Raw genomic sequence first — 25741 nt, 5'->3', positions numbered from 1 at the left:
AGGATCCCTTAATGATTGTGGATATCAAAGCCCGACTTGGCCTGTTCGGACGCTAAGAAAAAGGCCCCCGAAATCACCACCTGAGTCTCAGGACTTAAGCCACGCACTAAGTTCATGCCCCGTTGACGCTCAACCACCTCAACTTCTCGCGCCTCGAACCCCTCATCAGTGGCGACAAACACTTGCCAGTCACCATCACCGCCCCGGGTCAACGCTGCATCGGGCAGCACCACGCCGGTAACGCTATTGTTGGCCAGATAAATTTCGGCAAATTGCCCGGCATGCAGTACATGACCAGGATTATCGAACGCCACCAAAATTTGCTCGGTGCGCGTGACGCTATTGAGCTCATGGGAGCGGCCGATGATCTGCGCCTCTATGCTATGGGGGCCCACTTTCACCAGCACACTGCTGCCCACCGTCACTTTTTCAGCCTGAGTCGGTGTCACTTGAGCCTCAACCCAGAGGTGTGACTCATCGGTAAGCTGCATCAAGGCGGTGCCGCCAGCAAAAACTTGACCTAACATGGCCACATCTTGCTGTACTCGCCCCGCTATTGGCGCTAACAGTTGGTAGCGGCCAATGGTGTCTGGACGAGATGCAAGCGCCTTAATTTGACCATCCGTCATTTTTAACGCTTCAAGGGTCGCCCGCTTAAGCTCGGCGTCCACCTGCGCCTGCAAGCGACGGCTGGCACTGACGGCGCTTGGGCTCATGCGCTGCACCCGGCTCCACTCAGCGGCGGCATTGATATACTCCGCCTGCGCCTTGGCCACGGCGGCGCCGCCTAGGGTCAAAATGGGCTGCCCTTGCTGCACTTCTTGCCCTGGCACTACATGCCGCTTAAGCACCCGCACCTCAAGTTGTGGCGCCAAGGTGATAGTGCGATTACGGTCCACCACTAAGGTGGCCGTTGCCACCGCCTCTAAACTAAAACTTTGTTTAGAGAGCGATACCACCTTAATGCCGGCAAGCTCTCGCTGGGCGGCGCTAAGCACAATCCCATCGCTATGCTCGGCTTCGTCCTCATCATGACCATGGGCGTTATCGGCCTCGCGATGCTCTGGCAGCTCGCTTTGGTGGTCGTGCCCCACTTCGCGGGCGTCATGTGGGCGCTCGAGGTCGCTGGCTGCGCCGTGATCATGGCTGTCACTGGCAAACCCGCTGGCTGACAAGCCTAATAGTGTGGTAATTGATAGTAACTGTGCGGCCTTTATTAGCCTTGCGCTTAGCGTCACGCCTTGGATCGTATTGATTTGCTTATTCATGTTATGTCGTCCTAAATTCACTTAGATGCTTGGGCGTGCGCGGGCAGACTCAACTGCGCAGTTAAATAGTGCTCTAACTGGCCGCTAGCCCCCATCCAATCTAGCCAAGATTGATACAAGGCCGACTCCAATGACAAACCAGCCAGATAACTACTGGCCAGTTGACGCTGGCTCTGCAGGTAATCACTGGTGCTAATGTCACCGGCCTGCCATTGCTGACCTAACGCATCGGCAATACCGGCACTGGAGCTCAGCACCAATTGGCGCCACTGCTGATAACGTTGTTGTAATCGCGCAAAGCTGAGTTGAAATAGCTGCTGCTGTTGGCTAATGACACGCACTTTAGCCAGGTAATTTTGCTCCGCCACAACGACCTCACTGCTGGCAACAGCATGGGTGTCGCGGTAGTTATTGCGCAGGCGCAATGGCACCGACAGGCCCAAAGTAAACTTATTGTCGTCACCTTCGCGTTCGGCGCCAAAGCTGATGGTGGGATCGGCGGCGGTATCGGCCTTCACTTGCTCTGCCGCCCATTTGGCGAGCATCACTTGTTGATATGCCCCCTTGAGTGCTGGCAGCTCGGGCGTGACCTCTGAGCGGATGACATAAGGCGTGTCATCGACGCTGAGCGCAGTAATAAAGTCATTAAAGGCAACTGAGGTGGTGCCCACGAGCATCAACACCTTAGCGTCGGCCGCTATGGCATCTTGCTCTACCATGGCATGCTCTGCGGCGCGGCTCGCCAGTTCAAGCTGAATAAGTTGATGTTCAGCTTGTGACAACAAGCCTGCCTGCAACTGCTGCTTGGCAATAGTGAGTTGCCGCTTAGCCGCATCGAGCTGCTGCAGTTGAAAGTGCAAGATCTTGCCCTGCCGTCTTTGCTCGACAATAGCCAAGAGCAATTCAGCCAACGCCTGACTGCGACTTAGTGCAACGTCAGAGCGCAATATTTCAGCTTGCAACATGGCGGTGCGCGTTGCGGCGCCGCGTTTATCGCCCCAATCTAAGGTTTGGCTTACCCCTATGCCATAGGTCTGATCTACGCCGTCTTCATAGCTGACATCTAACGCGGGGTTATAAACAGCGTTGTCGGCCGCCAACATCATTAACTCAGCCTGCTTGAGCTTGGCTTGCTGCGCCTTGATCTGTGGCAGTTGATTAAATTGTTGTAACAACTCTGGTAACCAAGCCTGAAAAGGGGGTGTACTGCTATTGATTTGCGCCAACGCGGGCGCAAAACTTGGTGCCCCACTGGGCAGAGCATGCACGACTGGGCCACTACAGCTGGCCAAAAGTAGCGCCGCGATAATACTTTTTTGCATCGCAATTCCTAGTATTGAACATTCGATCCAGCCACCGCGCCATATGGCGTCCATCCACGCAAGGTCAAAGCGGGGCAGCTAAATAGGGTGTCAATCTCCATCACATTAAGCGTCACAGCGTTAATGAGTTGAATATGATCCGATAAAACGCCATAGCATAAGCCGCGGCCTTATTGCTAAGACGGCCATGAGCTACAGAAGAATATGGGCTAACAGAATTACACTATGGGGGGGCGGTAAGCGGCTTGTTGCTCGGGTGGGAAGTAATGGTGAGCTAAGTTCTTTGGCGCATCAGACACAGGCAGCGATGGCACAATAATCACTTGCGACAATAGGGTCGCATGACCACCGTGGCACTGGCAATCTAGGCAGAGGTCGAAAGTTTGGGTCTCGGTTTTGCTGATCTGATGTTGATGGTGGGCCGTGGATTGATGCTTGTCTAGCTCAGGTGAATCGAACGCACATTGGCAATCGACACATTGGGATAGGCTGATCACCTGGGCAGTAAACTGCAGATGGGGGTGGTTTTCACTCTCCTCCTGATGATCCCCTAAGTGCAACTGATGCACGCCAAAGTTAGCCACTGCAAACTGCAGCGCCACGATAGCGATCATCATTAATGCGATCTTTTGGATAACGAGGTGGAAGAAACGACTCACAGACACCCTTAAAAAATAAAGCTAAAAAATCAAATGAATAGCTATTTGACAGGCATTGTAATGATTTGTTCAACGCTGACAATACCTCACATAACTAAAGTATTGTCGGCGTCACATTTGCTATGGATAACGCGGTATTAAGCGATTATTTAAAGACGCAGTGCTTGGCGTAATCGGCAGCTTCATTAGCGGTCCAATCGCCTTTGGGCTTATCTTCCATCTGCTTACACCATTTTTCGCTACCCACTTCTGGCGCGCAGCCTGACAATAGTGTCAGAGTAAACAGCGCTAATGTTGCGCACTTAAGGACTGGAGATTTAATGGCTAACATAGGATTTCCTTCAATATTCGCTATAACGCTGTGTTGCGCTCGGGCTTATTTCCAACAGCCAGTGTAGCCTAAATTGTTTATTGGGTTAATGGGCAACTTAATTTGGCTGTTATCCATTCAATAGCCAATGGCTTTTGCTCGAGCGGATACCACGCGACCTCGCCTTGCATAAATGGCCCCATTAGACGCACGGCATTACCAAACCAATCAGGGCCGCCCACTAAAACTAGCGCATCGAACCTAGGTAGTTGAACCTCACCGACACCTGATAATGACTGGCTCTCCCAGCCTTCGAGCAGTACGTCGGCTTCGATATACAGACAGACTTTACCTGACTCGGCTTGGTATTTTTCAATGATGGGGGCGATTAACTGGCAATAATCTTTTGTCGATAACCGACCGCTAGCAAATAAACTGATCACCCCATTGGTGATATCAGCGATTTGACATAACATATTGGGACTCCGCGACGGTGCAAGAATGAGTTGACCATTTTGCCTTATTTGGTCAGTGCAATGATACCTGTCTATATCAAATAATCACCATTAAAGAGCCTGCATGATAAAAATCAGCAATCGAATTGAACTACAAGACCATGAACTTGAGTGGCAATTTATCCGCGCCAGTGGCGCTGGAGGCCAACATCTCAATAAAGTCTCTACCGCTGCCCAGCTTATTTTCGATATTCGCCAATCCTCGCTCCCCGAACTGTATCAGCAACGCTTACTGGCTAAAGCTGATCATCGTATTACCAAAAGCGGCAAAATCATCATTAAGTGTCAAGCTAGCCGCAGCCAAGATGCTAATCGTCAAACCGCACTGGAACAATTTATCAGCTTGGTCGCCAGCGTTGGACATACCGCTAAAAAGCGTATCGCCACCAAGCCCACCAAAGGCAGTCAGAAACGGCGTATCGAGGCCAAAAAACAGCGCGGCGCCACCAAGGCCCTGCGCCAAGAGAAGCCTCGCGATTAAGCGTACGCTTGCCGTTGACGGCGCTTTACCAAGTCACAATGTGATCGCAAATCGCTTCGAGTAGGTAGGGATCGTGGGAGATCACCAACACGCCTAAGTTGCGCTTATTTGCCGTAGCTAATAAGTGCTGCCAAAACTCAGCTTGGGTGATGGTATCGAGATGTGCCGTTACCTCATCACAGATAATAAACTGCGTGGTGGGCACTAATGCCCGGATCAAATTAAAACGTTGTAGCTGACCACCGGATAACTGATTTGGCCGTCTTGTTAACCAAGAGGGCTCCAGACCATAATCCTTAAGCAGTGGCAGGTAATCGTCACATTGCCAGCTCTCATCTAACGCGGTTTTAAGGGTTAATCTGGGATTAAACGCAAACTCCCCCTGCTGGATAAGCCACTGCACCGGATTAGGTTTACCCCGCGCGCGCCTTGGCAATGAGTGCAGCTCAGCTTGCATAGGTATTATCCCCGCAAGCATGCTCGCTAAAGTGGATTTGCCCACACCACTGGGGCCTGATACCCCCACTATTTCGCCGCGCTTAAGCTCGATGTCTGGAAATGTGATTAACTGCTCGCCTCGGCGCACATAGCCTTTATGCAACCGCAACACGTTCTGACTCCCAATGTTCTGGCAGTGCCGTCCAAAAGCGGTGCGTATACTCATCACACGCCCCTGCACGAATATGCGCTGGTGTGGTCATTTCCACGGCGCGCCCATCGCGCAGCACTAACACTCTGTCGGCAATAGGCAATAATTGCCTCAAATTATGGCTAATCACCATGACGCCCAGTTGTTCATCGCGAGCAAGCATCGCTAAATGTTGATATATCGCCTTTGCCGCTTCGACGTCGAGTCCGCAGCAGGGCTCATCGGCAATCATAATCTCGCTCGATTGCCAGCAAGCCTGCGCCATTAAGGCGCGCTTTGCCATACCGCCAGAGAGCTGGTGCCGATAACGCTCAGTAATATTGCCGCCAAGCTTAAAATAGTGTCGACGCGTCGAGGCACGCTTGCCTAATCGCTGCGATGCATAACGCAATTGTGACCCGATTAATCGCAACGGATCTAACACAGAGGCCGACTGCGCCGCCAATGCGCGCCGAAAGCCTTGCTGACTGGTAACCTTGCCACCTAATTTAAAGCCGGGCGGCACCTGCCCCATCAACGCCTGTGCCAATAAACTTTTACCGCTACCGCTCGCGCCTATCACGCCAAGCACCTCACCTTGCTTGAGCGAAAAGCTTAACGGCGACAATAGAGAGACAGCATCGGATTGAATACTAAGCCCTTCGACAGTTAACATTTAACCACTCCTTCAAGGTGAGTTTGCGGCCCCTGACGTAAACCGAGCAGCAGACGCTGCGCAACATAAGACAAGAGCAGCAAGCAACTGAGTAAGAGTAAACCGGGGCACAGGGCAAACCACCAATGTCCAGTTAACGCATATTGCGATGCCTGAGCTAGCAAGGCGCCCATGGATGGCGAGTCAGGATTAAGACCAAAACCTAAAAAGGTCAACGCCGCCATATGGGTAAGCGCATGAGGAAATAGCAGCAAACCGCCTATCCACCACTGAGGCAAGATATGCGGCAACATGTGACGCCGTAATCTTTGCCAAGGTGAAGTACCAAACTGTTTCGCTAACTGATAATAGGGGGCAGACTGCACCTGTTTCATTTCAAAACGCAGTAATCGCGTGAGTTTAGGCCAGTGACTTAATGCAACCGCCACCACTAAGCCGAACTCTGCACCGCCAAAGGCTAACGATAAGAGAATTAACAGCAAGAGGTGGGGGAGTGACATAAACAGATCCACCAGCAGATCGACCATCCACGCGGCGGAGCGATGTAACATGGCAAGCATCGCCATCATCAACGACAACACACTGCTTAGCAATACCGCAAGCCCGCCCACATACAGGCTCTGCGCCAGCGCCTGTTGACTGCGACTAAACAGATCTCTGCCGAGCCAGTCGGTGCCAAACAGATGTTGTAGTGAAGGCGCTTGATATTTATTGAGTAAATCGAGCTCTGCCCCCTGCCAAGGCCAGAGTAAGGCCAGCCCAACTAACCCACATAGTAAGGCAAGCGCGGCCATAAAACTGGGCTGACGCAGTAGATCACGCATCCCCAGCCTCCTGAATAAAGTAGCGTGATAACACAGTGGCAATAAGGTTACCGCTAAAGACCATCAATGCCGAAATTAAGGTGCAGCCCATGAGTAAGTCGGTGTCACTGGCTAAACCTGCCTTCACAATACTGGCGCCTAATCCGGGAAAACTAAACACAGTTTCGGCGATCAGCGAGCCACCAAACAGCTCTGCAAAGGTCGCAAATTGCAACACGATTGCCGGTAATAGACTGTTACGGATCACATGAAAGCGCACCACCTTAAACAGGCTATCCCCATGCGCCAGAGAATACTGCACATAATCAGACTGCAGCACGTCAATCACCTTCTCTCGGGTGTGCAACACTATTGGCGCCATGCTCACCACCGTCAGGGTAGCGACAGGCAATAGCAGATGATGCAACATACTGAGCACAGATTGCTCAGAAAAAGTCATACCAATTGGCGCAGCACAGCACACGGGGGTGAGCTGTAAGGCAATTGAAAATAGGCTGATAAACAGCATGGCTAACCAAAAAGAGGGCATGCATACCATCAACCATGAAAACCGCTGCACCGCCTTATCGAGCCAACTGTCTTGATAAATACCCGCCAGTAACCCCAGCAGATAACCGAGCACCAATGATCCTACCCAGCTAAGACCAATGAGCAGTAGCGATAGGGGTAAATGGGTGGCGATAACGCTTGAAACGGGCTGCTGATAAAGGGTAGAAAAGCCGAGATCGCCTCGCGCTAACCCAGATAACCAATGCAGTAGACGCTGCCCCACACTTTGATCCAGTGACAACTGCTGGGCGAGCAAGGCCTTTTGTGGCTCAGAAATACCAAAGACATTGCCACCTAAATAGGCGTTCAGCGGATCTATCGGTGTCCAACTCAGCAGAAAATAGGCCAGTAACACCACCAAAATCAGCAGTAATACCAGCCGTAAACCAGCGCTTAAGATGGCATAACTATGGGTGGGCATCAGTTGGGACATTGCCAGCGCCAATGCTCGATATTATTGGCTAATGGCCAGCCGTGACCATGGGCCTCAATACCGGGCGAATCCAGATCAAGACAGACATTGGCCGCATAAAGATGTTTAAGATTGACCAGCCAAGTCCAAGGTTTATCTTGGGCAATGAATTGCTGCGCGCTTTGCCAATACGGCAATGAGGCTTGCCACGAAGGGGCATGCTGGGCCTCATCTAATGCGTTATCCACTTCAGGATTACTGTAATAGCCTGAATTAAAATAGCCTTGGCCTCGATATTGACTGTGATGCACGCCCCTCACTTCGGTTGCCGAGTGGCTTCCAAAACCAAATAACACCGGCTGTTGATGCATCTGTTTATAGATGGCCTCCCAACTTTTACCGACGGGAGTGATTTGGATGCCTAGCGGTTTGACCATTTGCGCTACCGCCAAGGCTAATTGTTGGCGCACGGTGTCGCCTGCCAAATAATAAAGCGTCATCGACGCCTTAACGCCATCGCGCTGACGTATACCACCTTGTAATTGCCATCCACTTTTATCAAGCAGTGCAATGGCTACCTCGCGATCAACTTGAGGTTCATGGGCTTGATCAACTGGCCCCCAAGGCAATCCATCGGCAATCGAATAAGCCGGTGTTGCATGGCCCTCTAGCAGTTGCTCAACTAACACCTGACGATCAATGACTAAGTCGATAGCGGTGCGGATCGCCAGATCTGAGCTAACATCATTACCTATGTTATTGCCCTGCTTAGGCAGCATAGGCCAAGCAATGCCGCGGTTATCGACACTGTCGATACGCCATAGCCGATATGTCGGCGGGAGTAACTGCGCATAGCGCGGTGCTATCGCGCCAAGGTCTAGCTGACCGACGCGCAGCCGAGAGTAGCGGCTATCTTCATCACTAAAAATGACCACCACTTTTTTAAATTGCAGCTTTTGGCCGTAATAATATGGATTGGGAACCATGATGAGCTGTTGATTGCGATCCCAGCGAACAAACTTAAGCGGCCCCGAGCCAACAGGTGCTAAACCATATTGGGGACCATAACTTGCTTTAGGCACAATCGCTAAACTGACAAAGTTATCGATAAAAGTGATGTCGGCCTGCTGCAGCTGAAACCTGAGCTCCCCATCTGATACCACCTCAACCTTCTCTAGATTAGTGAGATCGTGTATTGAGGCAATGTGCTTGGCAGTATCGAAGGTAAACTTAATATCTTCAGCCGTAAGCTTTGTGCCATCGCTAAAGTGAATCCCTTTGCGTAGCGAGACTTGCCAGGTTAAGCGATCGGCTGATAAGGTCCACGATGTCGCCAAGTCGCCCACCAGCTCAAGTTGTTTATTGCGCTGCAACAGTGTCGACTGAAACAGCGGGCGGTTATATTTCCCCCAACCTAAGATAGGATCGAACCCCGCATCGGGCTCGGCGCCTAAGGCGAGTGTCAATACCCTCTCAGTGGCAGCCACTTCCCTATCCGTCGCGGCCACTGACAGGCAAGCGAAGCAACCACACAACAGCAGCAAGATTAACCGTCTCATAAACATTCAGCCCAAGCGCGTAATACTATTAAAATATTCGTCATACTAGCCGGTGTTTGTCTAAAAATCAGCCTGAAAACAGATCTTTAATACTATCGTTGACTTAGATCAATTTTATATTTTTGCTTCCTTTTTATATCTGTAGGATACTCACAGTAATTAAGCTTAATAGAATTTAACTTATGCCTAACGACACGATCCGCTTCACTGTATCCATGCCAAAATCTCAATTTGAAGAAATTGAAGAAGATCAATTAGAGCGGGGTTATCTTTCTCGTTCTGAATATATAAGAGATCTATTTCGCGATAGGCTGGTTGATAAACAGTGGAATAACAGCAAAGAAGATGTGGTGGGCGTGCTCACGCTGGTATTTGATCATCACCAAAGAGGGCTAACTGAAAAACTGCTTGAGATACAGCACAATAATTTAATTCATGTGTTATGTAGTACTCATGTTCATATTGACCACCATAACTGCCTAGAAACCATTATTATCAAAGGGCAAGCCAGTGAACTCAATAGCATAGTCAATCGAATCGCTGTGCTTAAAGGCGTCAAGGTGGCACGCTTAAGCCGCACGGGTATCGTTTAACCAAAGAAAATCTCGCTTCTAAAATCGCCATTCCATGCTGCTTTTCTTATCTTGGTTGGTTTACTGGCTTTTAGCGGATGCTGCTCTAAAAGGTTCAGCACGATACGCTGAAATAGCGCCATCTTCTTCGCGTTTTCATGGTCACCAATCCTTGAACAGTCTTCCCTAAAGGTGACGTCAAGCACCCAGTGTTGCTGGTTCTCGATGTGCCAATGCTGACGCACCGCTTTGGCTGCAAGTTCGATGTCTAGAGGCAAAGAGCTTAAGTAATAATCCATACTTATGGTGGTAATGCCTTTGCATGTTCGTTGACGTTCAACGGCAATGAGCGACTTTGCTGACGGCCACTTTTTCGCGAGCGCCTGCGGCAGCTTTGCTGAAATTTGAAATGTCGTGCGACGCTCTTTACGGCCATGCCCCTTATCATCCTCTTCGATACTCAAGATGTCGACGCCGTCGTTATCCCAGTGAGGTTGAAACTCCATCTCTATGGCCTGCCTCAGTAGCGGTTGATTGCCTTTTACCTGAACAACATAGTCGCCTTTAGCTTTGATAATTTGTTGAAGCGTTTCCCGCTGGCAGTGAAGTGCATCAAAGGTTACAACAGCGTCTTTAATGTCTAACATGTGCAATAACGCCTGAACCGTTGCGATTTCATTGCCTTTAGTCTGTGTATCTTGCTGATACAGCACAATTCCTTGTTCAGTATCAAAGGCCGAAACTAAGTGAAGCGCATTGTTAGCGCCATGTTGATTAACAGCTCCACGCAAGGTTTTGCCGTCAATAGCGATCAATGGCTTGGTTGAGGCTTCTCTTAAGCGATTTGCCCAACTAAAGAGTGTCATAACCAGTATTTCGGTATCGATCACTTTAATGATCCGAGCAATGGAATGTCGAGTAGGGATTCCGTTATCAAAATCTCGATGTTTACGCAGCCAAGATAGGTTCTCTTGGCCGAATTCTTCGATAGCTTGCCAGCCATCACAACCTGAAGCGATAGCGGCTAAAACGAGAAAAATAATATCAACTAAATCATGGTTTAGGTTGATGTGAGAGCGAGGGTCTTCGATGAGTTTCAAGTGTTCAAATAAGGACATGGATTAGGCTCAGTAGAATAACATGCCCGATCAGATCATGCAGATACGAAGAAGTTCCCTACTATTAACAAAGTATGATCCCGCCCTGACCTTTAATGCACATCGACCAAGCTTATCCAGTGGTAACCACTATAATTCATCAAGCATATTCAAGCCTGATATCAATCCCTTTTCACTCATTAATAAATGATTCAGCCATTTAATTAAGTACATTATATTGCCTGCGATATTCACACAGCACGAGTAATACTTTTATAATATTTTTCATCTATCGCCGATATAATTGATCTGGCTCGCAAAATTATTCCCACTCAAACATATAGCACACCGTTAGCTTAGGTCACAAAAACATAACCGCGTATCCAAAAGGAATGAGTAATGTATTTTAAAACATGGGGATTAGCTTTAACGTTATTAGCTGTAATAACGCCGCTTTCGCTGATGATATCGAAAAAATCACCGTTCACGCTGGGCAATATCAAGATGACGGCACCTACCAAAATGTTACCCTTAGTAGCGATGTCACCATTATCATTAATGAGATGATCCAAGCCGCTGGGGCGGTCGATATCAACAAGGTCCTCAGCCAGTTTGTACCGGGTTTATTCGCTAATGGCCGAGCGGGTCGCCATACCGATACCGATACCGACTATGCATTGCAAGGCAGTCGCCCACAAGACATCCTCTGGTGACTTGACGGTAATCGACTCAACACTGGCTGATGATGAAATTTAAATTGCGGCGACAAAATAGCGCTAAATTATGCTAACTTGCAGTTATCTATTAAAAATGAGCATCTGCGCGCCGCGCTGCAGCTCACTCCTAAAGGTATGTTGCATGAGTAGTCAGGCGAAAATATTGTTAGTCAATGGCCCTAATCTAAACCTGTTAGGTCGTCGAGAACCCGGCCATTATGGTCATCACACTTTAAGCCAGATTGTCGAACAGTTGACCCAAATGGCCCAAGCGGAGGCGGTGCAACTGCAACATATTCAATCCAATGCCGAACATGAACTGATCGATGCCATTCATGCCAGCGATGCCCAGTTCATTATTATCAATCCGGCGGCCTTTACCCACACCAGTGTCGCACTTAGAGACGCACTACTGGGAGTGGCTATCCCCTTTATCGAGGTGCACCTGTCGAATGTGCATGCCCGCGAACCGTTTCGACATCACTCCTACTTTTCAGATAAAGCCGTTGGGGTGATCTGTGGCTTGGGTGAAATGGGTTATCAATTTGCACTGCGCTCGGCCATCAGCCGTATCAAAGCAGCTCACTAATGCTCAAGAGACAAGCATATGGATATTCGTAAAATTAAAAAACTGATAGCCCTGGTGCAAGCCTCTGATATCTCGGAGCTGGAAATTAAAAATGCCGAGGAGTCGATTCGTATCTGCCGCGATCTGAGCTACACCAAGACCGTAGCGGCCAAAGCATTTGGCCAAACCACCGACGACACAGAAGATAAAACCAACCCAGAGTCGACTAAGCCACTCGACTATGCCGAGGAAGATCTGCTGGTGTCTCCTATGGTGGGCACCTTCTATTTATCGCCTTCGCCAGACGCCAAGCCTTTAGTCAAAGTGGGACAAAGGGTCGAGCAAGGTGATGCCGTTTGCATTATTGAGGCAATGAAAATGATGAACCAAATACAAGCCCAACATGCTGGCGTAGTGAAGGCAATTTTATGCAACAGCGGTGACGCCGTTGAGTTTGATCAACCCTTAATGGTTATCGAGTAAGCTCTGCCATGGCAGCATCGCGCCCGTTTAACAAAGTGCTTATCGCCAATCGCGGCGAAATCGCCGTAAGGATCATCCGCGCATGCCAGCACTTGGGTATCGCCACAGTGAGCGTTCACTCACGCGCCGACAAAGACGCCTTGCATGTCACCCTTGCCGATGAAAGCCTGTGTATTGGCGCCGCACCATCGAGCCAAAGTTATCTAAGCAGCCAAGCAATACTGGCCGCTGCCGCACTCACCCATGCCGATGCTATCCATCCTGGTTATGGCTTCTTATCCGAAAGCGCCACCTTTGCCGAGCAAGTGACCGCCAGTGGTTTTGTGTTTATCGGCCCACACAGTGACACTATCCGCCTAATGGGGGATAAGGTCAGCGCCATTGCCGCCATGAAAGCGGCAGGATTACCGACTATTCCCGGCTCTGATGGCCTGTTGGGCGATGATGCGTCCGCCAATTTGGCTCTGGCCGACGCTATCGGCTATCCGGTTATGGTCAAAGCTACCGCCGGTGGTGGCGGAAAAGGGATGCGCATCGTTAACGATGCCAGCGCGCTGCTAAGCACCATAGCCTTAACTCAAGGTGAGGCCGAAGCCACGTTTGGCAATGCCGGCGTCTATCTAGAGAAATACTTAAGCCAGCCGCGCCATATCGAGGTGCAAGTCATATGCGATAAGCAAGGCAATGCGCTGTCTTTAGGCGAACGTGACTGCTCGATGCAACGTGCCCAGCAAAAGGTGATAGAGGAAGCGCCGGCATTAGGGTTAACCGATGAGCAGCGCGATACTATCGGTCAACGCTGTATCAAGGCTTGCCAAGCCATAGGCTATGAGGGCGTTGGCACCATAGAGTTTCTTTACCAAGAGGGTGAGTTTTTCTTTATGGAGATGAATACCCGCTTGCAGGTAGAACATACGGTAACAGAGATGGTGACTCATCTCGACTTGGTCGCCGAGCAGCTGCGTATCGCCGCAGATCAGCCTCTTGGCATGCGCCAAGCACAAATACAATGCCATGGTCATGCTATTGAGTGTCGTATTAACGCCGAAGATCCTGTTAACTTTATCCCATCACCCGGCACCATCACAGCACTGACCCTTCCTGGCGGCCTTGGGGTTCGTTGGGACTCGCACCTTTATCAAGGCTATCAAGTGCCACCCTATTACGATGCCATGATAGGTAAGCTCATCACTTGGGGGAGCTCACGCAACTGCGCCATTGCCCGTATGCGCGTTGCCTTAAATGAACTGATTATCCAAGGGATTAACACGAATATCCCCTTGCTCAAGCGGATACTGGCCGACGATGGCTTTGCCCAAGGCGCGCAGCCCATCGATTATTTAGAGCACTCACTGCTGGCGACTCTGCCGACCAATAAAGCCGACCGCTAGGGGCGATATATAGCTCTTTTCCCCGACCATATTTACGCCGTTCGATTAAGGTACTGCTCAATATCCACCGTATCGATTTGACTCGGGTCGAGAAATTTATTCGCGTAGTCAAGGTAAACACCACTGGTTAAAAACAGCTCAAATAGGTCTCTGTCGACATGATCATCCAACACCATTTTATGCAAAATATCGATGGCCACACTGAGGGGTTTAGCCTTTTTATAGGGTCTATCGGCGGCCGTTAAGGCTTCAAAAATATCGGCTAACACTAAAATGCGCTCAGGGGTGGATAGCTGCTCAGCCGTCAACTTGCGCGGATAGCCAGTGCCTTTAAGTGTTTCGTGGTGAGTCGAGGCATAGCGCGGCACCCGCGCCAGTTCAGGAGGAAAAGGTAAGTTCTCTAACATCTTAATGGTACTGGTAATGTGCTCATTAATCTTGAAGCGATCTTCAGCAGTTAAGGTACCTCGTGAAATGGCTAAATTGTGTAACTCACCTTGGTTATACAGATGCTCAGGGATCGTCATCTTTATGCCAAATTTTTCATCGAAGTGCACCGGAAAATCGCGGCGAATAATATGCTGCGGTTTATCACTTAATAGTTGCTCAGTTGCAGGCAGAGAGGCTGGCAAGTCGGGATAGTTAAGCTCTTCTATGGGGGACAGCCCCAGCCTGTCGTCGAAATGGCGTACCCAAGTAATTTTGGCCAGTTGCAGTAATCTATCGATATGAGCTTGGTCCATGAATTCGCCCCCTACATTGGCATTGGCGATAAACTCAAAATCTTGGCTGAGTGTTTGCCACTTGCTATCTAATTCTGCCTGCAGGTGCTCTTTGTGCTCAGGTTGCTGCGCTAGCTGTTGGTGGTAACTGATTTGAGCATCACGCCACAATACCTCAAAGCGCATGCGCACCTCGTGAATACGGTTATAGATCACCTCTAACTTACTGCCCTTATCGACAATATGCTCTGGTGTGGTGATCTTGCCGCAATCATGTAACCAAGCCGCTATTCTAAACTCAATGTGCTCATCTTCATTCTTAAACCCAAACGTCTTAAAAGGCGGCAGTGTCGAGGCAGAAGCCTGCTCTGCCAGCATTAACCCAAGTTCAGGTACTCGATTACAATGCCCGGCGGTATAGGGAGATTTATCATCAATAGCCTGCGCGATAAGCTTAATAAATGATTCCATTAAGTGCTTTTGATTATATTCATGCAACTTAATCGACTCAGACATATCCACCATAGAGCTGGCCAACTCATCAATTTCAACAATATAACTATTAACCTTAGTGACCTCACTGTATTGGCGGTTTTTCACTTTGAGGTTTTCAAGTTCTAACTGTTTAATGGGATTGATAATGGGAGAAGCAAAGAGCCATGATAATGGCAGCACTAACAGCATGCATATGCCGGTGATCAGAATAGACTTTTTCACCCGTTCATGACTCGTCGATAGCAACACGGGTTTAGGCACCACGATAGCAAAATATTCCGTTGCTGCGCCGCGGTTATTCATTGGGGTTACATAAACATACTTGTTTTCGCCATTGAGCGAATACTGGGTTAACTGCCGATGTGCGTCTGGATTATTAGCAATATCTATCAAAACCTTATAAGGAACAAACCCCTGAGATAATAAGGGTGAAAGCCGTGGCCCTTCACCGAACCATTTTTGCCGTAACGCGTTTACCTGCTCAGGCGTAATATTTGCCAATGCTAAGTTGATTATACCCAGCAACATCTCTTTACCTGGGTGCACCACAATACTTAAGCCGGTATCAACCCTCGCCGGCGAAAAATCGAGTTGCTCATGAAATTGGATGCCATCAATAAAGAAAAGCTTAGCGGTATAATGCAGTACTATGCTGTTATCTAATGCGGCAAACACCTCCCCTTGGGCTACGGCCTGCAAGACCGCCCGAGTTGAGTCATACTCAACCACCTCAAGTTGAGGAAAATGACGCGTTATAATAGGGATAATTGACCAACCACGGGGAATCGCGACCTTACGCCCTTCGAGTTGACTAATGTGATGAATCACCTTGGATTCGGGACGAGTCACGACGGCAAAAGGTAAGGGCAAAAACGATTGACTAAATAACCCTAAATCATGATTTTCTGGAGTATTTAATACCGAGTGCAATAGATCGAGTTCACCCTGTTTGAATTTTTCAGCAAACTCAGCCCAGCTAAATCCATTAGTGTACTCAATTCGCAGCCCAGTCATTTGTGCCACTAAGTTGAGCATATCTATGCTGTATCCTCGCGGCTCACCCGCAAGTGCAAAATCGATTGGCGGCCAATCAGTTTCATTCGATGCTCTCAATACTGGCGAGCGCGCAATAAAGGCTTTTTGCTCCTCAGAGAGGACTAATGGCGGCGCTGCTGGGAGTTTAAATTCGGCTACAGAAGTTTGGTTAGAGGCGATAAGCTCGCCACTGCCTTGATAAACAAACACCTCTTGTTTTTTGTCTAACCCATGGCTCTGCCCTTGAAGGACAAGATGATCTTCTAGGCTAGATAACGCAATATCCACCCCTAAGACAGCATCACTCCCCGCTAACTTAATGGAATAACTCACCCCTGGAGCTTGCAAATTTTGAAATAAGTACGGCTCAGTTTTATATACCTGCTTATGGTCGGCGTTGATATACCAAGGGCGATTGGTCGCATCATAATCACTCACATCCCTATGGCTGACTCTAAGGTTAAACTCGGCATCGAAATAAGCGATTTCACGCACGCGCGTGCCATCATCACCAGCTTCAATCTTGATTAAAGCCCAACGATCGGAGTGACCCGCGTTTAACTGTTTGCCAACAATAGGATGCGCATTAAGATTGATAAGCTCGTATAAATTACCGTTTTCTAATCCAATGTAGATAGCACAGATAAAGGACGAGGTTTGCATCACTTGAGAAAATACGTTGAGTGCCTCGGCAGACAAGCCATCGTCTGCCTGCAACGGCGAGAAATTTGACAAGAGCTTAGTCGTATTGACCATCCTGCGGTCTAAATACGCCAAGTGGTCACTGGTGCTACTCGCACTGCTATTGTAGAGTTTAAGCGCCGACTCAGTAGCCAGACGCTCACTAAAATAGTACTGCAATCCAATCGCAATCACGGCGGTAAATAGGGTCGCTAATACAAAAATGCCGACGACGGTTACACGTATAGTAAATCGATAAGGTTTTGTGCCCTGCGCTGCCATGAGCGAATCCTTTTTCTTCGGGGAGGCTAAACGTCGAATGCATTTAGGATAGTATAACAAACCAGTAACAAGTCAATTTGTTATCTGTACTGCGCACATGCAATTTAACCCCGTGCCTCACGAAGAAATACAGCAAAAATAACATTAATAACTGGGGCTATAGCACATAGCTGTTATCAGCATAAACGCTGATAACTCGGTGACAAACTATAAGTAAAAGTCTGCGCCAGCAGATTGCCGTGGGTATAGGCGAAACATCGACTCACCTCAGTAAGTCATCAGCTCAGGCACACATTCGATGGGGAGGACGAGGAGTCAGGCAGAGCAACCAACCCGAGAGCAGACTCAGGTTGGCACACACCACAGTCAGGCGCTTTTTATGTCGTTTAACTGCGATTTACTACGGGCAATTTTAACTAAATGATAGATATTAATGCAGGCAACAAAGGCATTCATACCTGCAACCGGCCATGCCGATATGTAAGTGCCGTAGATCACAAACAGCGAACAGCCAGCAAAATTAAGCGTTCTTAGCCAAACAATGTCTTTCATCATTAAGGATATTGCCACCATTAATGATGCAGAATAGCCAATTAATTCAATTGTGTTTGATACTTCCATAAGGCACCTTCTTAAGGCCCTATACCATCCGTAAGCGAACTGGGGGATCCATGCCCCTAAAGCAAGTTAAATTAACGTTATCAATTACTGCAGCTATATTAGCAAAACCATTCGCAATGTGTAATAAAAATACGTTATTTAATGAGGTGGGTCATGTTTTCAGTATATTTTGCCACCAATGATAGAAACATTACACCAACTGACATGAAAGCTGGTTTTATCGGCAATTGCGTGATTGATAACGCTTTTCTTTTTAAGAATCCCTTATATACTGGCTGGTACTAATATCTTGCTGATTTATCCTAGCAAAATGCCTTCCTACAGGAGTATGACTTATGGAATACAACACCTCAGAACTTTGTGACACTTACATTGATATGGTCGATGTCGTCGAACCCATGTTCAGCAACTACGGTGGTTGTAGCTCTTTTGGTGGTTCAATTAGCACCATCAAATGCTTCGAAGACAATGGTTTGATTGCAGAAGTATTGCAGCAAGATGGGGAAGGTAAAGTGCTGCTGGTTGATGGTGGTGGTTCATTACGCCGCGCACTGCTCGATGCTTCAATTGCAGAAATTGCGGTCGCCAATAACTGGGAAGGTATTGTTATTTACGGTTCGGTGCGTGATGTTGATGCGCTGGAAGATCTCGATATCGGCATCCAAGCTATCGCCTCAATACCCGTTGGCGCCGATGGTCATGGTGTGGGCGAGCTCGAAGTGCCGGTTAACTTTGGTGGCGTGACCTTCTTACCAGCCGATCACCTGTATGCTGACAACACGGGGATTATTTTGTCGCCAGAGCCATTAGATATCGATTAACGCTCTTACAGACAAATTCAATGCCCCATTCGCAATGGCGATATACTTAAGATCAGCGCAAGCAAAATAGCCAGTAACCGCACTGATGCTAACAATAAAAAAGGATGATGACCGACTAGGCCATCATCCTTTTTTGATTTAATTATTAATATACTTAGTCACAACCACCATATGGGTTAACGCGATAGGTTAACCCATATAACATGACCATTAACTAATGTAGCTTTGCCCCGCGTAGACCACGAAATGCCGTAAGGCCAACACCCCCAGAATCGTGCTACAAGATACGGTAATTAAAAATGCCTTGCTGTGTCGCCACGCCTTAGGGGCGAAGGTGCTGGCAAGCACGGGCACACCCAGCCCTAAACCGACTACCCCAACCCAAAAAACGCTTGCCCAAGTCCCAGTGGTGATTGCCGCCGTCGCCGCCTGCGCGGCAGGACCGGAAAAGTTAAGCCCGACAAACAGTAGCACTAAACAAAGTGCCTCATTAAACGCCACGGGATACTCGATACGGTGCACCTGCTCGATACAGTCAGACTCTTTCTTACTGAAAAACAGCGTGGCCACCAAGATATTACCAGCCGAACCGACCGAGAGCGCCGAAGCTAAGAACAGCGCTGGTAACACGGCGGTGTTGAGGATCGGATAGCTGATCATCGCCGACAGTAAAAATCCGGTGTAGACCCCGACACCGAGTGCCAGCGCAAAAATCAGCTTATTCAAACTGCCTTCAACCTGACGGCAGACCGACAAGATGCCCGCTAACCAAGGAGCGTAATGCAGCACCTGCTTTTCAAACACTAACGCGGCAAACACAAACACCAAAGGAATGTAAATCAGCAGGGCGATAACCCCCCATGCCATCACAGACGTTAAGTTGTAATTGAGTAAGATATGATAAAATTCAAACGGTTTCGTCAAATCCAGCACCAATAACGCCATGCCCAAACAGATAGCCACTGGCCCTATCACCGCCGCGGCCTTGATCACAGGCAAGCCATCAGTGGGGAGCCCTCGGCTCTGCTTGTACCATTTAAGCCCTATCGCCACCAACATAGAACCTGCCGATAAGCCTGCCATAAACAGGTAGACCGCGATTATCCAGTTCCAGACGACTGGATCATATTGCTCCATGGAGCCCCAAATATTGTTCATGCTTTAATCCCCCCTTTACGGCTAGGAATGCGATAGACCCTTGGCTCTGTGCCAAGATTCACCTTTTGCTGATAATGCGGCTTAGTGTCTAACACCTTGCGAACCTCTGAGTTCAGATCATTGGCATCGCCAAACACTAAGGCTTGGGTTGGGCAAACACTGACACAGGCAGGGTCTTCACCACGAGCAAGGCGCGTCTCCTTACAAAAATCACACTTGTCTGGCACCCGAGTTTCCGGATTAATAAAGCGCACCTTGTAGGGGCAAGCGGCAACACAATAGAGGCAGCCGACACACTTGTTTTCATTTATCGAGACAATGCCATCGGCGTTAACGTAAGCCGCGCCCGTAGGACACACCTTGACGCATGGCGCGTTTTCACACTGCTCACAAGAAACGCGATTGTATTTAAAATGCAGGTGAGGAAAGTTACCGTAAGGCCCCTCGATGCGTACCTGAAGCCGGGTCACCGACTCAGGCACATTATTTTCACTGCGGCAGGCCACATTACAGGCTTGGCAGCCAATGCACTTATTTTCATCGTGCACAAGAACATAACGTTTAGTCATAATGAACTCCGATTACAGCTTGGCAATTTTGACCCCGGTGGTATGCAAATTCATACCTGTAACCGGAGAAGTAACGTGAGGAAGTAGGTTGCCACAATGCACACCTTTACCTGTGGCGCGGGCCAGCTCTTTGTTTTTAGAACCACAGCCCATATAGGCAAACACGGTATCGGGACGAATACCCGGCGTGACCAAGGCATGACCCTCTTCGCTGCCGGTCGCGTTATAGATCCGAATCGCGTCACCATTGGCAATGTTCAATAAGCCCGCCGTGATGGGATGGATCCATACCGCATTATCCGACATTAGATTAGCCAGCATAGGGACATTTTGCGTGCCCGCATTGGTGTGCACCGCGACTTTTCCTTGGATGAAAAACAGCTCGTCGGCCTTCTTCATGGTCACTTCGCGGTAGCGGATAACCCCCCTCCCTGGCGCCATTTGCTCCACTTTATCTGAGCTCAGCTCAATCTTGCCAGACGGGGTTTTAAAGCTTAGCTGGCTGGCATAAGTGCCATCATCATCGACCGCTTTAGCATTGGGGTAGGTGTCGGTAAAGGTCTTGACCATCTCCCGCTCACGCAGCATCAACGGCTTACCATAGCTGACCCAACCATCACGTTTAATGGTGTTGAGCAGCGCCGCATCTTTATCGACTTGAAACAGCTGCAAGGTTTCCATGTTATCCCAAGGAAAGTACTGCCCTTGCCCGAGTTGATTGGCTAACTCCTTCCAAATCATCCAGCTGGGTTTAGTGTCGCCTATGGTGTCGACCACACGTTGACGCACATAGTAAGCCGGGTTTTTACCCGACTTATCGACAATCTCCTCATCACGCTCAAGGTAGGTCGATTCAGGCAGGAAGATATCGGCATAAGCGGCGCTTTCACTGATGTAGATATCGCAGGCGACGATAAAATCGAGCTTTTGCATGGTCTCAACAATGCGTGCTCTATCTGTCATGGTCTGCATCGGATTGGTACGGCTCATCACCCAGCCATGCAACTGATAAGGCTTGGCCTCTAATGTGGCATCTAAAATCGTTTGGTAGATCCCCCCCGATGACCACAACAAGGCATATTGTTCATCGACCATATCGATACGCTTGGCATCGATTGAAGGCATCCCCTCTACCCCAGGTTTCGCTAAGGTCGGCGCCACTTTTTCACCGGCAAACTTATTGTACTTAGAGGCTTTCTTACCAAAATAAAGCCCCCCTTTACGCTCGATGTTACCAATTAACACGTTGGCGGCATAAAGGGCGCGGCGCATCTCAAACTCTTCGGTGGTAAATGAAGAGCGGTGGCCAAAGTCCACCACGGCATGAGGGGCTGCGGCGGCGTATTCGTGAGTGATACGGCGAATATCTTCAGCGGGCACATCACTGACCGATTCGGCCCATTCAGGCGTGTAGGCTTTAACTTCTTGCGCAAACGCGTCGAAACCAGCAACGTACTGGGCGACAAAAGCCTTATCATACAGATCGTCTTCGATAAGGGTGTGGCAAATCGCCAACGCTACCGCAACGTCGGTGCCAGGTTTAATGGCGTACCACTCATCGGCTTTATCGGCCACAATAGAGAAGCGAGGCTCAAACACCACCAGCTTAGCGCCCTTCTCCATTTGTGCATTCATCATGCCCCGCGTTTCAGACATATTGATGCCTTCATACAGGTTATGACCAAAGTTAATGATGTATTTAGAGTTACTTAAATCACGTTTGACTTTGCCACCAAAAATCGCCTTGGCAGCCACCACATAACCGGCCGGACACGTAGAGGCATGAGTAAAGGTGTTTGGGCTACCGAAAGCCTTAGCCAGATGGAAAAGGTGCCCCGAAAGTGAGCCAGATTTAGAGGAAAATGCCACCGATTCGGCGCCGTGCTGGGCTTTTATCTTATTGAGATTTTCGGCAATGATGGCATAAGCTTCATCCCATTCAATTTCGGCCCATTTGCCTTCGCCGCGCTCACCTACCCGCTTGAGCGGTTTAACGATACGTTGCTTGTCGTACAGCTGACTGTGGCCTGCGCCGCCACGCGCACAAACTGCGCCACCAAAGGATTTGGCTTTCTTGTTGCCCAATATGGAGACGTTTTTACCATTCACGACTCGCGCCGAAATGGGGCATCTTGTCGAGCACATCTCACAGATACTGGCGACCGATTCAGCACTGCCGCTTAACCCCGTTTGCCCTAGCGCTGCTAATGAGCCCGGCAAAGTCGCAAATACGCAACCTGCGGTCCCAGCACCAGCCCCTTTAATAAAGGTACGCCGATCAAGTTTCATGATTTCTCTCCCAATTAACAATGATACCGACAGACCTAAGCTGGTATCTCATCCCGATTAATTGCGCGGGAGAACACCATCAAATGTCACTCGGTTTTCACCATTGTTACCAAGGGAGGAAGGGTTGCACATTGTGGTATACCACATATCGGTCCACTGACAGGTCAGTTTGTGATCGACTTCATGGTCGATAATTTCACCAACACACAGCGCTGATTTTGTATAGTGTGGTAAACCACATATCGAATAGCACTCGTGCAGCCAACACACAAAAAACAATATAAAACAATATAAAACAATCAATTAATGTGATTTTGTTTTATCTAAAACAGATGAATCACTGACCGTTAAATCTGCACCGCTTGTTGGCACCCTCTACGCTTTAGCGCAATTTTAGCCACGCATCCGCTGTGGCCGTCGTCGCGATTTTCTAGTGTGAAGCCGCCGTTATGCTCTTTTATCACCTCATTACAGATGGCTAATCCCAAGCCTAATCCTTCAGGTTTGGTGGTAAAGAACGTTGCCATCACGGTGGCGGCATTTTGCGCCAGTCCAGGGCCATTGTCGGTCACTAGCACATCCACTTGATGTTCATGAAATTGCAGCTTAATCAAGATGTGGCCCCGCTCAGTCTGATCTGGGCGCTCGGCAATGGCATCGATACTATTTTTAATCAGGTTAATCAATACTTGCAGCAGACCGACGCGATCAGCGCTAATAAAAAACGGCTCACCGCTGATCTCTTTGACCACCTCGATATCGCGGCGCATCAACTCTAAACGCAGCAGTGATAGGCTCTCATCCACCAGAGTGAGAATATTCACATCATCCATCACCGCCTCTTTGCGCTTGAGTAGACCCCGGATCCTGTGCACCACTTCTCCCGCACGGGTCGACTGCTTATGAATTTTTTGCAGCAAGTCTATGGTGGCTTCCGCCTCCGTCAATTGCCCGCCTTGCATGCGCATGATACCGCCCTCGCTATAACTGGTGATGGCGGCAATAGGCTGGTTGATCTCATGAGCCAGCCCCGCGCCAATTTCGCCAATCATAGAGGCGCTTTGCAGCCGCTCTAACGCAATAGCTTGCTGCTTTAATTGCCGCTCTGTGCTGACCAATGACTCACTTTTTTGGTGAAAGCGGTACTCGATCCACAAGTGATATACCGTCGCCACTAAAAAAATAACCACAGCTAAGATGCCCCAGTGGCGATTTTCATTGAGCCAAGTTTGCAGGGCGTTTAAACGGCTTTTTTCCTGCGAGATCACATGTAAGTCACCATACAGTTGGATAACGGCTAGCTGACTAATGGGCGACGTCCAGCCCATGAGCTGGCCGCTGATGGCGGCAGGATGATCGGCTGGCAATGCCATTAATGCCTGACTAATTTGTTGGCTAAGATGAATGTCGACACTCTCGTTAGCCGCAAACGACCAGTTAGGATAAAGCTTAGTGCTGCACTGGCAGTCATACCCTTCGGGGCGACTCGGGTTAAGCACTCTAAAATCGGCAGGATTTAACAAGCCGCGCGCCACCATATCCTCAAGCGTACACAAGGGGGTAATGGCGGCATCGACATGACCGTCTCTCACTTGATACAACAAGGGATCGAGCGGAAAGCCAACAAACTTCACTTGGCCAAAATAGTGGTCAGCATCCATGCCCAATTTATGCATTAATCCCGCGGTCGCCTGATAACCGCCTAATGCATGGGGATCGCTGGCTGCAATGATTTTATCTTTTAAATCATACAAGGTGCGGTAATCACTTTCAGCTTTCACCACGATGGCCGAGCCGATAGCCGTGGTGCTACCGTTATGCCGCCGAGAACGCATGGTGGCTAACCAAGACAGCGGATACTGGTTCGACAGATACAGATATTGCCCTGGGTTGGTGATAATAAACTGGATCTGCCCTAGCTCCATAGCAAGATTTAAGGCTTCAAAATTACCCGGAAATACATGAAATTGCGTGCCGGGTACCTGTTGATTTAAATAGGTCATCATGGGCGTCCAGCGCTCCATGGCTTGTTGATGCCCCCAGTTAGCCAACACGCCGACATATAGCTGTTGCGGCTGGGCAACAACACGGGCTGAACAACAGAATAAACTACTCAATAAACAACACACAGCCAATGCATGTAATAGATATTTATACACACAATGCTCCTCAATCGATACGCTTAGCACAGCTTACGGTATCGATAGCGGATCGCCACGTGATACGCCTCATGCTTTACCTAAAATAGTTGGCTAAATGGCCGCATCTGCGATATCAATCATAGTCATCGCCGCCAAATAGTTATCAAAACTCAATAAAGGAACCGCCGTGCCAACATCTCCCTTGAATCCAGTGTATCTTGTCGACGATGATGAGGCGGTCATCGATGCGATCAGCTTTTTAATGGTGGGTTATGGCTATGAGATAACCAGCTTTAACGCTGGCGATGACTTTCTGTCCAGTGTCGATCTGTCACAGCCCGGCTGCGTGATTTTAGATGCCAAAATGCCCTCAATGAGCGGGCCACAGGTGCAGCGTTTATTGCATCACGCTAAAAGCCCACTGGCGGTGATCTTTCTCACCGGCCATGGTGATGTGCCGATGGCGGTCGATGCTTTTAAAAATGGGGCGTTCGACTTTTTCCAAAAGCCTGTCCAAGGCGCGGCGTTATCTGAGTCTATTACTAAAGGATTACACTACAGCGAACGCCAACATTGGAAGCTTCGTCAGCAACAACTGATCGACACCTTGTCTGAGCGAGAAACCCAAATTTTCAAATTAGTCATCGCAGGCCACACCAATAAACAGATGGCCAACCAGCTGTGCGTCGCACTGCGAACCATCGAGGTGCACCGAGCAAAAATGATGAGCAAATTGGGGGCCAATAATGTTGCCGAGCTGCTCAAATTGGCGCCGCTCCTCAATAGCCCTAGCGACAACGACTAAGTCCAACGCTCCAAGCCACTAGCCTCACGACAATAAACCATGACACCGCCAATAAACGATGACGCCAAGGCCTACAGCCACTCTGACGCGGT

General features: G+C 49.0%; 25 protein-coding genes. 8 read left to right on the top strand and 17 right to left on the bottom strand.

Annotated features, from left to right (window positions below):
- Positions 1-8: 8 nt before the first annotated feature.
- From AC5YB1_RS04010 to AC5YB1_RS03990, 5 genes are all read right to left on the bottom strand, one after another.
- Positions 9-1268, bottom strand: a complete 1260-nt coding sequence (locus tag AC5YB1_RS04010) for an efflux RND transporter periplasmic adaptor subunit (RefSeq protein ID WP_494520806.1) — start codon at positions 1266-1268, stop codon at positions 9-11.
- Positions 1269-1285: 17 nt separating this feature from the next.
- A complete protein-coding gene (locus AC5YB1_RS04005) occupies positions 1286-2590 on the bottom strand; it encodes a TolC family protein (RefSeq protein WP_494520805.1) in 1305 nt (434 codons plus the stop codon).
- Positions 2591-2808: 218 nt separating this feature from the next.
- A complete protein-coding gene (locus tag AC5YB1_RS04000) occupies positions 2809-3204 on the bottom strand; it encodes a hypothetical protein (protein ID WP_494521573.1) in 396 nt (131 codons plus the stop codon).
- A gap of 190 nt (positions 3205-3394) precedes the next feature.
- On the bottom strand, positions 3395-3580 hold the full coding sequence (locus tag AC5YB1_RS03995) for a DUF3012 domain-containing protein (protein WP_475514970.1): 186 nt from the start codon (positions 3578-3580) through the stop codon (positions 3395-3397).
- A 77-nt stretch (positions 3581-3657) separates the two neighbouring features.
- Entirely contained in the window at positions 3658-4035 is a 378-nt protein-coding gene (locus AC5YB1_RS03990) for a SpoIIAA family protein (protein WP_110457071.1), read from the bottom strand.
- Positions 4036-4138: 103 nt separating this feature from the next.
- On the opposite strand from AC5YB1_RS03990, the gene arfB reads away from it, so the two are divergent.
- Positions 4139-4555 carry an alternative ribosome rescue aminoacyl-tRNA hydrolase ArfB gene (gene arfB / locus AC5YB1_RS03985; protein ID WP_494520804.1) on the top strand — a complete coding sequence of 139 codons (417 nt, stop codon included), beginning with the start codon at positions 4139-4141 and terminating at the stop codon, positions 4553-4555.
- Between the two features lie 25 nt (positions 4556-4580).
- On the opposite strand, the gene AC5YB1_RS03980 is transcribed toward arfB, so the two are convergent.
- The 5 genes from AC5YB1_RS03980 to AC5YB1_RS03960 are packed head-to-tail and all read right to left on the bottom strand — an operon-like array spanning position 4581 to position 9203.
- Positions 4581-5165 (bottom strand): ATP-binding cassette domain-containing protein, encoded by a 585-nt coding sequence (locus AC5YB1_RS03980; RefSeq protein WP_475514972.1) that lies wholly within the window; start codon positions 5163-5165, stop codon positions 4581-4583.
- Positions 5149-5859, bottom strand: a complete 711-nt coding sequence (locus AC5YB1_RS03975; protein ID WP_494520803.1) for an ATP-binding cassette domain-containing protein — start codon at positions 5857-5859, stop codon at positions 5149-5151. The genes AC5YB1_RS03980 and AC5YB1_RS03975 overlap by 17 nt, the downstream gene beginning before the upstream one ends.
- Positions 5853-6683: an ABC transporter permease gene (locus tag AC5YB1_RS03970; RefSeq protein ID WP_475514974.1), complete on the bottom strand. Its 831-nt coding sequence runs from the start codon at positions 6681-6683 to the stop codon at positions 5853-5855. Before AC5YB1_RS03970 ends, AC5YB1_RS03975 begins: the two co-directional genes overlap by 7 nt.
- Positions 6676-7665 (bottom strand): ABC transporter permease, encoded by a 990-nt coding sequence (locus AC5YB1_RS03965; RefSeq protein ID WP_475514975.1) that lies wholly within the window; start codon positions 7663-7665, stop codon positions 6676-6678. The genes AC5YB1_RS03970 and AC5YB1_RS03965 overlap by 8 nt, the downstream gene beginning before the upstream one ends.
- Entirely contained in the window at positions 7653-9203 is a 1551-nt protein-coding gene (locus AC5YB1_RS03960; RefSeq protein WP_494520802.1) for an ABC transporter substrate-binding protein, read from the bottom strand. Before AC5YB1_RS03960 ends, AC5YB1_RS03965 begins: the two co-directional genes overlap by 13 nt.
- Positions 9204-9385: 182 nt before the next feature.
- Here AC5YB1_RS03960 and nikR point away from each other — a divergent pair, with 182 nt between their 5' ends.
- Complete coding sequence (gene nikR, locus AC5YB1_RS03955; protein ID WP_475514977.1) at positions 9386-9796, top strand: nickel-responsive transcriptional regulator NikR; 411 nt, start codon at positions 9386-9388, stop codon at positions 9794-9796.
- On the opposite strand, the gene AC5YB1_RS03950 is transcribed toward nikR, so the two are convergent.
- Positions 9793-10893 carry an ISAs1 family transposase gene (locus AC5YB1_RS03950; RefSeq protein ID WP_494520801.1) on the bottom strand — a complete coding sequence of 367 codons (1101 nt, stop codon included), beginning with the start codon at positions 10891-10893 and terminating at the stop codon, positions 9793-9795. The genes nikR and AC5YB1_RS03950 overlap by 4 nt on opposite strands.
- A 392-nt stretch (positions 10894-11285) precedes the next feature.
- On the opposite strand from AC5YB1_RS03950, the gene AC5YB1_RS03945 reads away from it, so the two are divergent.
- The 4 genes from AC5YB1_RS03945 (at position 11286) to accC (ending at position 14030) form a co-directional block, all read left to right on the top strand.
- On the top strand, positions 11286-11585 hold the full coding sequence (locus AC5YB1_RS03945) for a hypothetical protein (RefSeq protein WP_494520800.1): 300 nt from the start codon (positions 11286-11288) through the stop codon (positions 11583-11585).
- A gap of 145 nt (positions 11586-11730) precedes the next feature.
- Complete coding sequence (gene aroQ / locus AC5YB1_RS03940; protein ID WP_475514979.1) at positions 11731-12177, top strand: type II 3-dehydroquinate dehydratase; 447 nt, start codon at positions 11731-11733, stop codon at positions 12175-12177.
- Positions 12178-12195: 18 nt separating this feature from the next.
- Complete coding sequence (accB, locus tag AC5YB1_RS03935; RefSeq protein ID WP_494520799.1) at positions 12196-12639, top strand: acetyl-CoA carboxylase biotin carboxyl carrier protein; 444 nt, start codon at positions 12196-12198, stop codon at positions 12637-12639.
- Between the two features lie 8 nt (positions 12640-12647).
- Positions 12648-14030, top strand: a complete 1383-nt coding sequence (gene accC / locus AC5YB1_RS03930) for an acetyl-CoA carboxylase biotin carboxylase subunit (protein ID WP_494520798.1) — start codon at positions 12648-12650, stop codon at positions 14028-14030.
- A 32-nt stretch (positions 14031-14062) separates the two neighbouring features.
- Here accC and AC5YB1_RS03925 read toward each other — a convergent pair whose 3' ends face one another.
- Positions 14063-17245, bottom strand: coding sequence for an HD domain-containing phosphohydrolase (locus AC5YB1_RS03925; protein WP_494520797.1), 3183 nt, complete (start codon positions 17243-17245; stop codon positions 14063-14065).
- 366 nt (positions 17246-17611) lie between these two features.
- A complete protein-coding gene (locus tag AC5YB1_RS03920) occupies positions 17612-17866 on the bottom strand; it encodes a YgjV family protein (protein ID WP_494520796.1) in 255 nt (84 codons plus the stop codon).
- A gap of 335 nt (positions 17867-18201) precedes the next feature.
- Here AC5YB1_RS03920 and rraA point away from each other — a divergent pair, with 335 nt between their 5' ends.
- Complete coding sequence (gene rraA, locus AC5YB1_RS03915) at positions 18202-18687, top strand: ribonuclease E activity regulator RraA (RefSeq protein WP_110457059.1); 486 nt, start codon at positions 18202-18204, stop codon at positions 18685-18687.
- A gap of 210 nt (positions 18688-18897) precedes the next feature.
- Here rraA and nrfD read toward each other — a convergent pair whose 3' ends face one another.
- The 4 genes from nrfD to AC5YB1_RS03895 all read right to left on the bottom strand — a co-directional run bounded on the left by nrfD (position 18898) and on the right by AC5YB1_RS03895 (position 24862).
- Entirely contained in the window at positions 18898-19845 is a 948-nt protein-coding gene (gene nrfD, locus AC5YB1_RS03910) for an NrfD/PsrC family molybdoenzyme membrane anchor subunit (RefSeq protein WP_475514985.1), read from the bottom strand.
- Positions 19842-20414: a 4Fe-4S dicluster domain-containing protein gene (locus tag AC5YB1_RS03905; protein WP_110457057.1), complete on the bottom strand. Its 573-nt coding sequence runs from the start codon at positions 20412-20414 to the stop codon at positions 19842-19844. The genes nrfD and AC5YB1_RS03905 overlap by 4 nt, the downstream gene beginning before the upstream one ends.
- A 12-nt stretch (positions 20415-20426) precedes the next feature.
- A complete protein-coding gene (gene phsA, locus AC5YB1_RS03900) occupies positions 20427-22703 on the bottom strand; it encodes a thiosulfate reductase PhsA (protein ID WP_494520795.1) in 2277 nt (758 codons plus the stop codon).
- Between the two features lie 347 nt (positions 22704-23050).
- Positions 23051-24862: a sensor histidine kinase gene (locus AC5YB1_RS03895; protein ID WP_494520794.1), complete on the bottom strand. Its 1812-nt coding sequence runs from the start codon at positions 24860-24862 to the stop codon at positions 23051-23053.
- 169 nt (positions 24863-25031) lie between these two features.
- Here AC5YB1_RS03895 and AC5YB1_RS03890 point away from each other — a divergent pair, with 169 nt between their 5' ends.
- Positions 25032-25649, top strand: a complete 618-nt coding sequence (locus AC5YB1_RS03890) for a response regulator transcription factor (RefSeq protein ID WP_494520793.1) — start codon at positions 25032-25034, stop codon at positions 25647-25649.
- Positions 25650-25741: the final 92 nt, after the last annotated feature.

It is taken from the genome of Shewanella sp. 433 (genome assembly GCF_059338565.1).
The sequence above is the reverse complement of the archived record's forward strand: the minus strand, read 5'-3'. Positions and strand labels throughout refer to the sequence as shown.

Excerpts from the sequence above, each read along its gene's own strand:
- AC5YB1_RS03995 (WP_475514970.1), bottom strand. The coding sequence starts at position 3,580 with ATGTTAGCCATTAAATCTCCAGTCCTTAAGTGCGCAACATTAGCGCTG.
- AC5YB1_RS03905 (WP_110457057.1), bottom strand. The coding sequence starts at position 20,414 with ATGACTAAACGTTATGTTCTTGTGCACGATGAAAATAAGTGCATTGGC.
- AC5YB1_RS04005 (WP_494520805.1), bottom strand. The coding sequence starts at position 2,590 with ATGCAAAAAAGTATTATCGCGGCGCTACTTTTGGCCAGCTGTAGTGGC.
- AC5YB1_RS03965 (WP_475514975.1), bottom strand. The coding sequence starts at position 7,665 with ATGTCCCAACTGATGCCCACCCATAGTTATGCCATCTTAAGCGCTGGT.
- nikR (WP_475514977.1), top strand. The coding sequence starts at position 9,386 with ATGCCTAACGACACGATCCGCTTCACTGTATCCATGCCAAAATCTCAA.
- aroQ (WP_475514979.1), top strand. The coding sequence starts at position 11,731 with ATGAGTAGTCAGGCGAAAATATTGTTAGTCAATGGCCCTAATCTAAAC.
- arfB (WP_494520804.1), top strand. The coding sequence starts at position 4,139 with ATGATAAAAATCAGCAATCGAATTGAACTACAAGACCATGAACTTGAG.
- nrfD (WP_475514985.1), bottom strand. The coding sequence starts at position 19,845 with ATGAACAATATTTGGGGCTCCATGGAGCAATATGATCCAGTCGTCTGG.
- AC5YB1_RS03945 (WP_494520800.1), top strand. The coding sequence starts at position 11,286 with ATGGGGATTAGCTTTAACGTTATTAGCTGTAATAACGCCGCTTTCGCT.
- AC5YB1_RS03950 (WP_494520801.1), bottom strand. The coding sequence starts at position 10,893 with ATGTCCTTATTTGAACACTTGAAACTCATCGAAGACCCTCGCTCTCAC.
- accB (WP_494520799.1), top strand. The coding sequence starts at position 12,196 with ATGGATATTCGTAAAATTAAAAAACTGATAGCCCTGGTGCAAGCCTCT.
- AC5YB1_RS03970 (WP_475514974.1), bottom strand. The coding sequence starts at position 6,683 with ATGCGTGATCTACTGCGTCAGCCCAGTTTTATGGCCGCGCTTGCCTTA.
- AC5YB1_RS03925 (WP_494520797.1), bottom strand. The coding sequence starts at position 17,245 with ATGGCAGCGCAGGGCACAAAACCTTATCGATTTACTATACGTGTAACC.
- phsA (WP_494520795.1), bottom strand. The coding sequence starts at position 22,703 with ATGAAACTTGATCGGCGTACCTTTATTAAAGGGGCTGGTGCTGGGACC.
- AC5YB1_RS03960 (WP_494520802.1), bottom strand. The coding sequence starts at position 9,203 with ATGAGACGGTTAATCTTGCTGCTGTTGTGTGGTTGCTTCGCTTGCCTG.
- AC5YB1_RS04000 (WP_494521573.1), bottom strand. The coding sequence starts at position 3,204 with ATGATCGCTATCGTGGCGCTGCAGTTTGCAGTGGCTAACTTTGGCGTG.
- accC (WP_494520798.1), top strand. The coding sequence starts at position 12,648 with ATGGCAGCATCGCGCCCGTTTAACAAAGTGCTTATCGCCAATCGCGGC.
- AC5YB1_RS03990 (WP_110457071.1), bottom strand. The coding sequence starts at position 4,035 with ATGTTATGTCAAATCGCTGATATCACCAATGGGGTGATCAGTTTATTT.
- AC5YB1_RS04010 (WP_494520806.1), bottom strand. The coding sequence starts at position 1,268 with ATGAATAAGCAAATCAATACGATCCAAGGCGTGACGCTAAGCGCAAGG.
- AC5YB1_RS03975 (WP_494520803.1), bottom strand. The coding sequence starts at position 5,859 with ATGTTAACTGTCGAAGGGCTTAGTATTCAATCCGATGCTGTCTCTCTA.
- AC5YB1_RS03920 (WP_494520796.1), bottom strand. The coding sequence starts at position 17,866 with ATGGAAGTATCAAACACAATTGAATTAATTGGCTATTCTGCATCATTA.
- rraA (WP_110457059.1), top strand. The coding sequence starts at position 18,202 with ATGGAATACAACACCTCAGAACTTTGTGACACTTACATTGATATGGTC.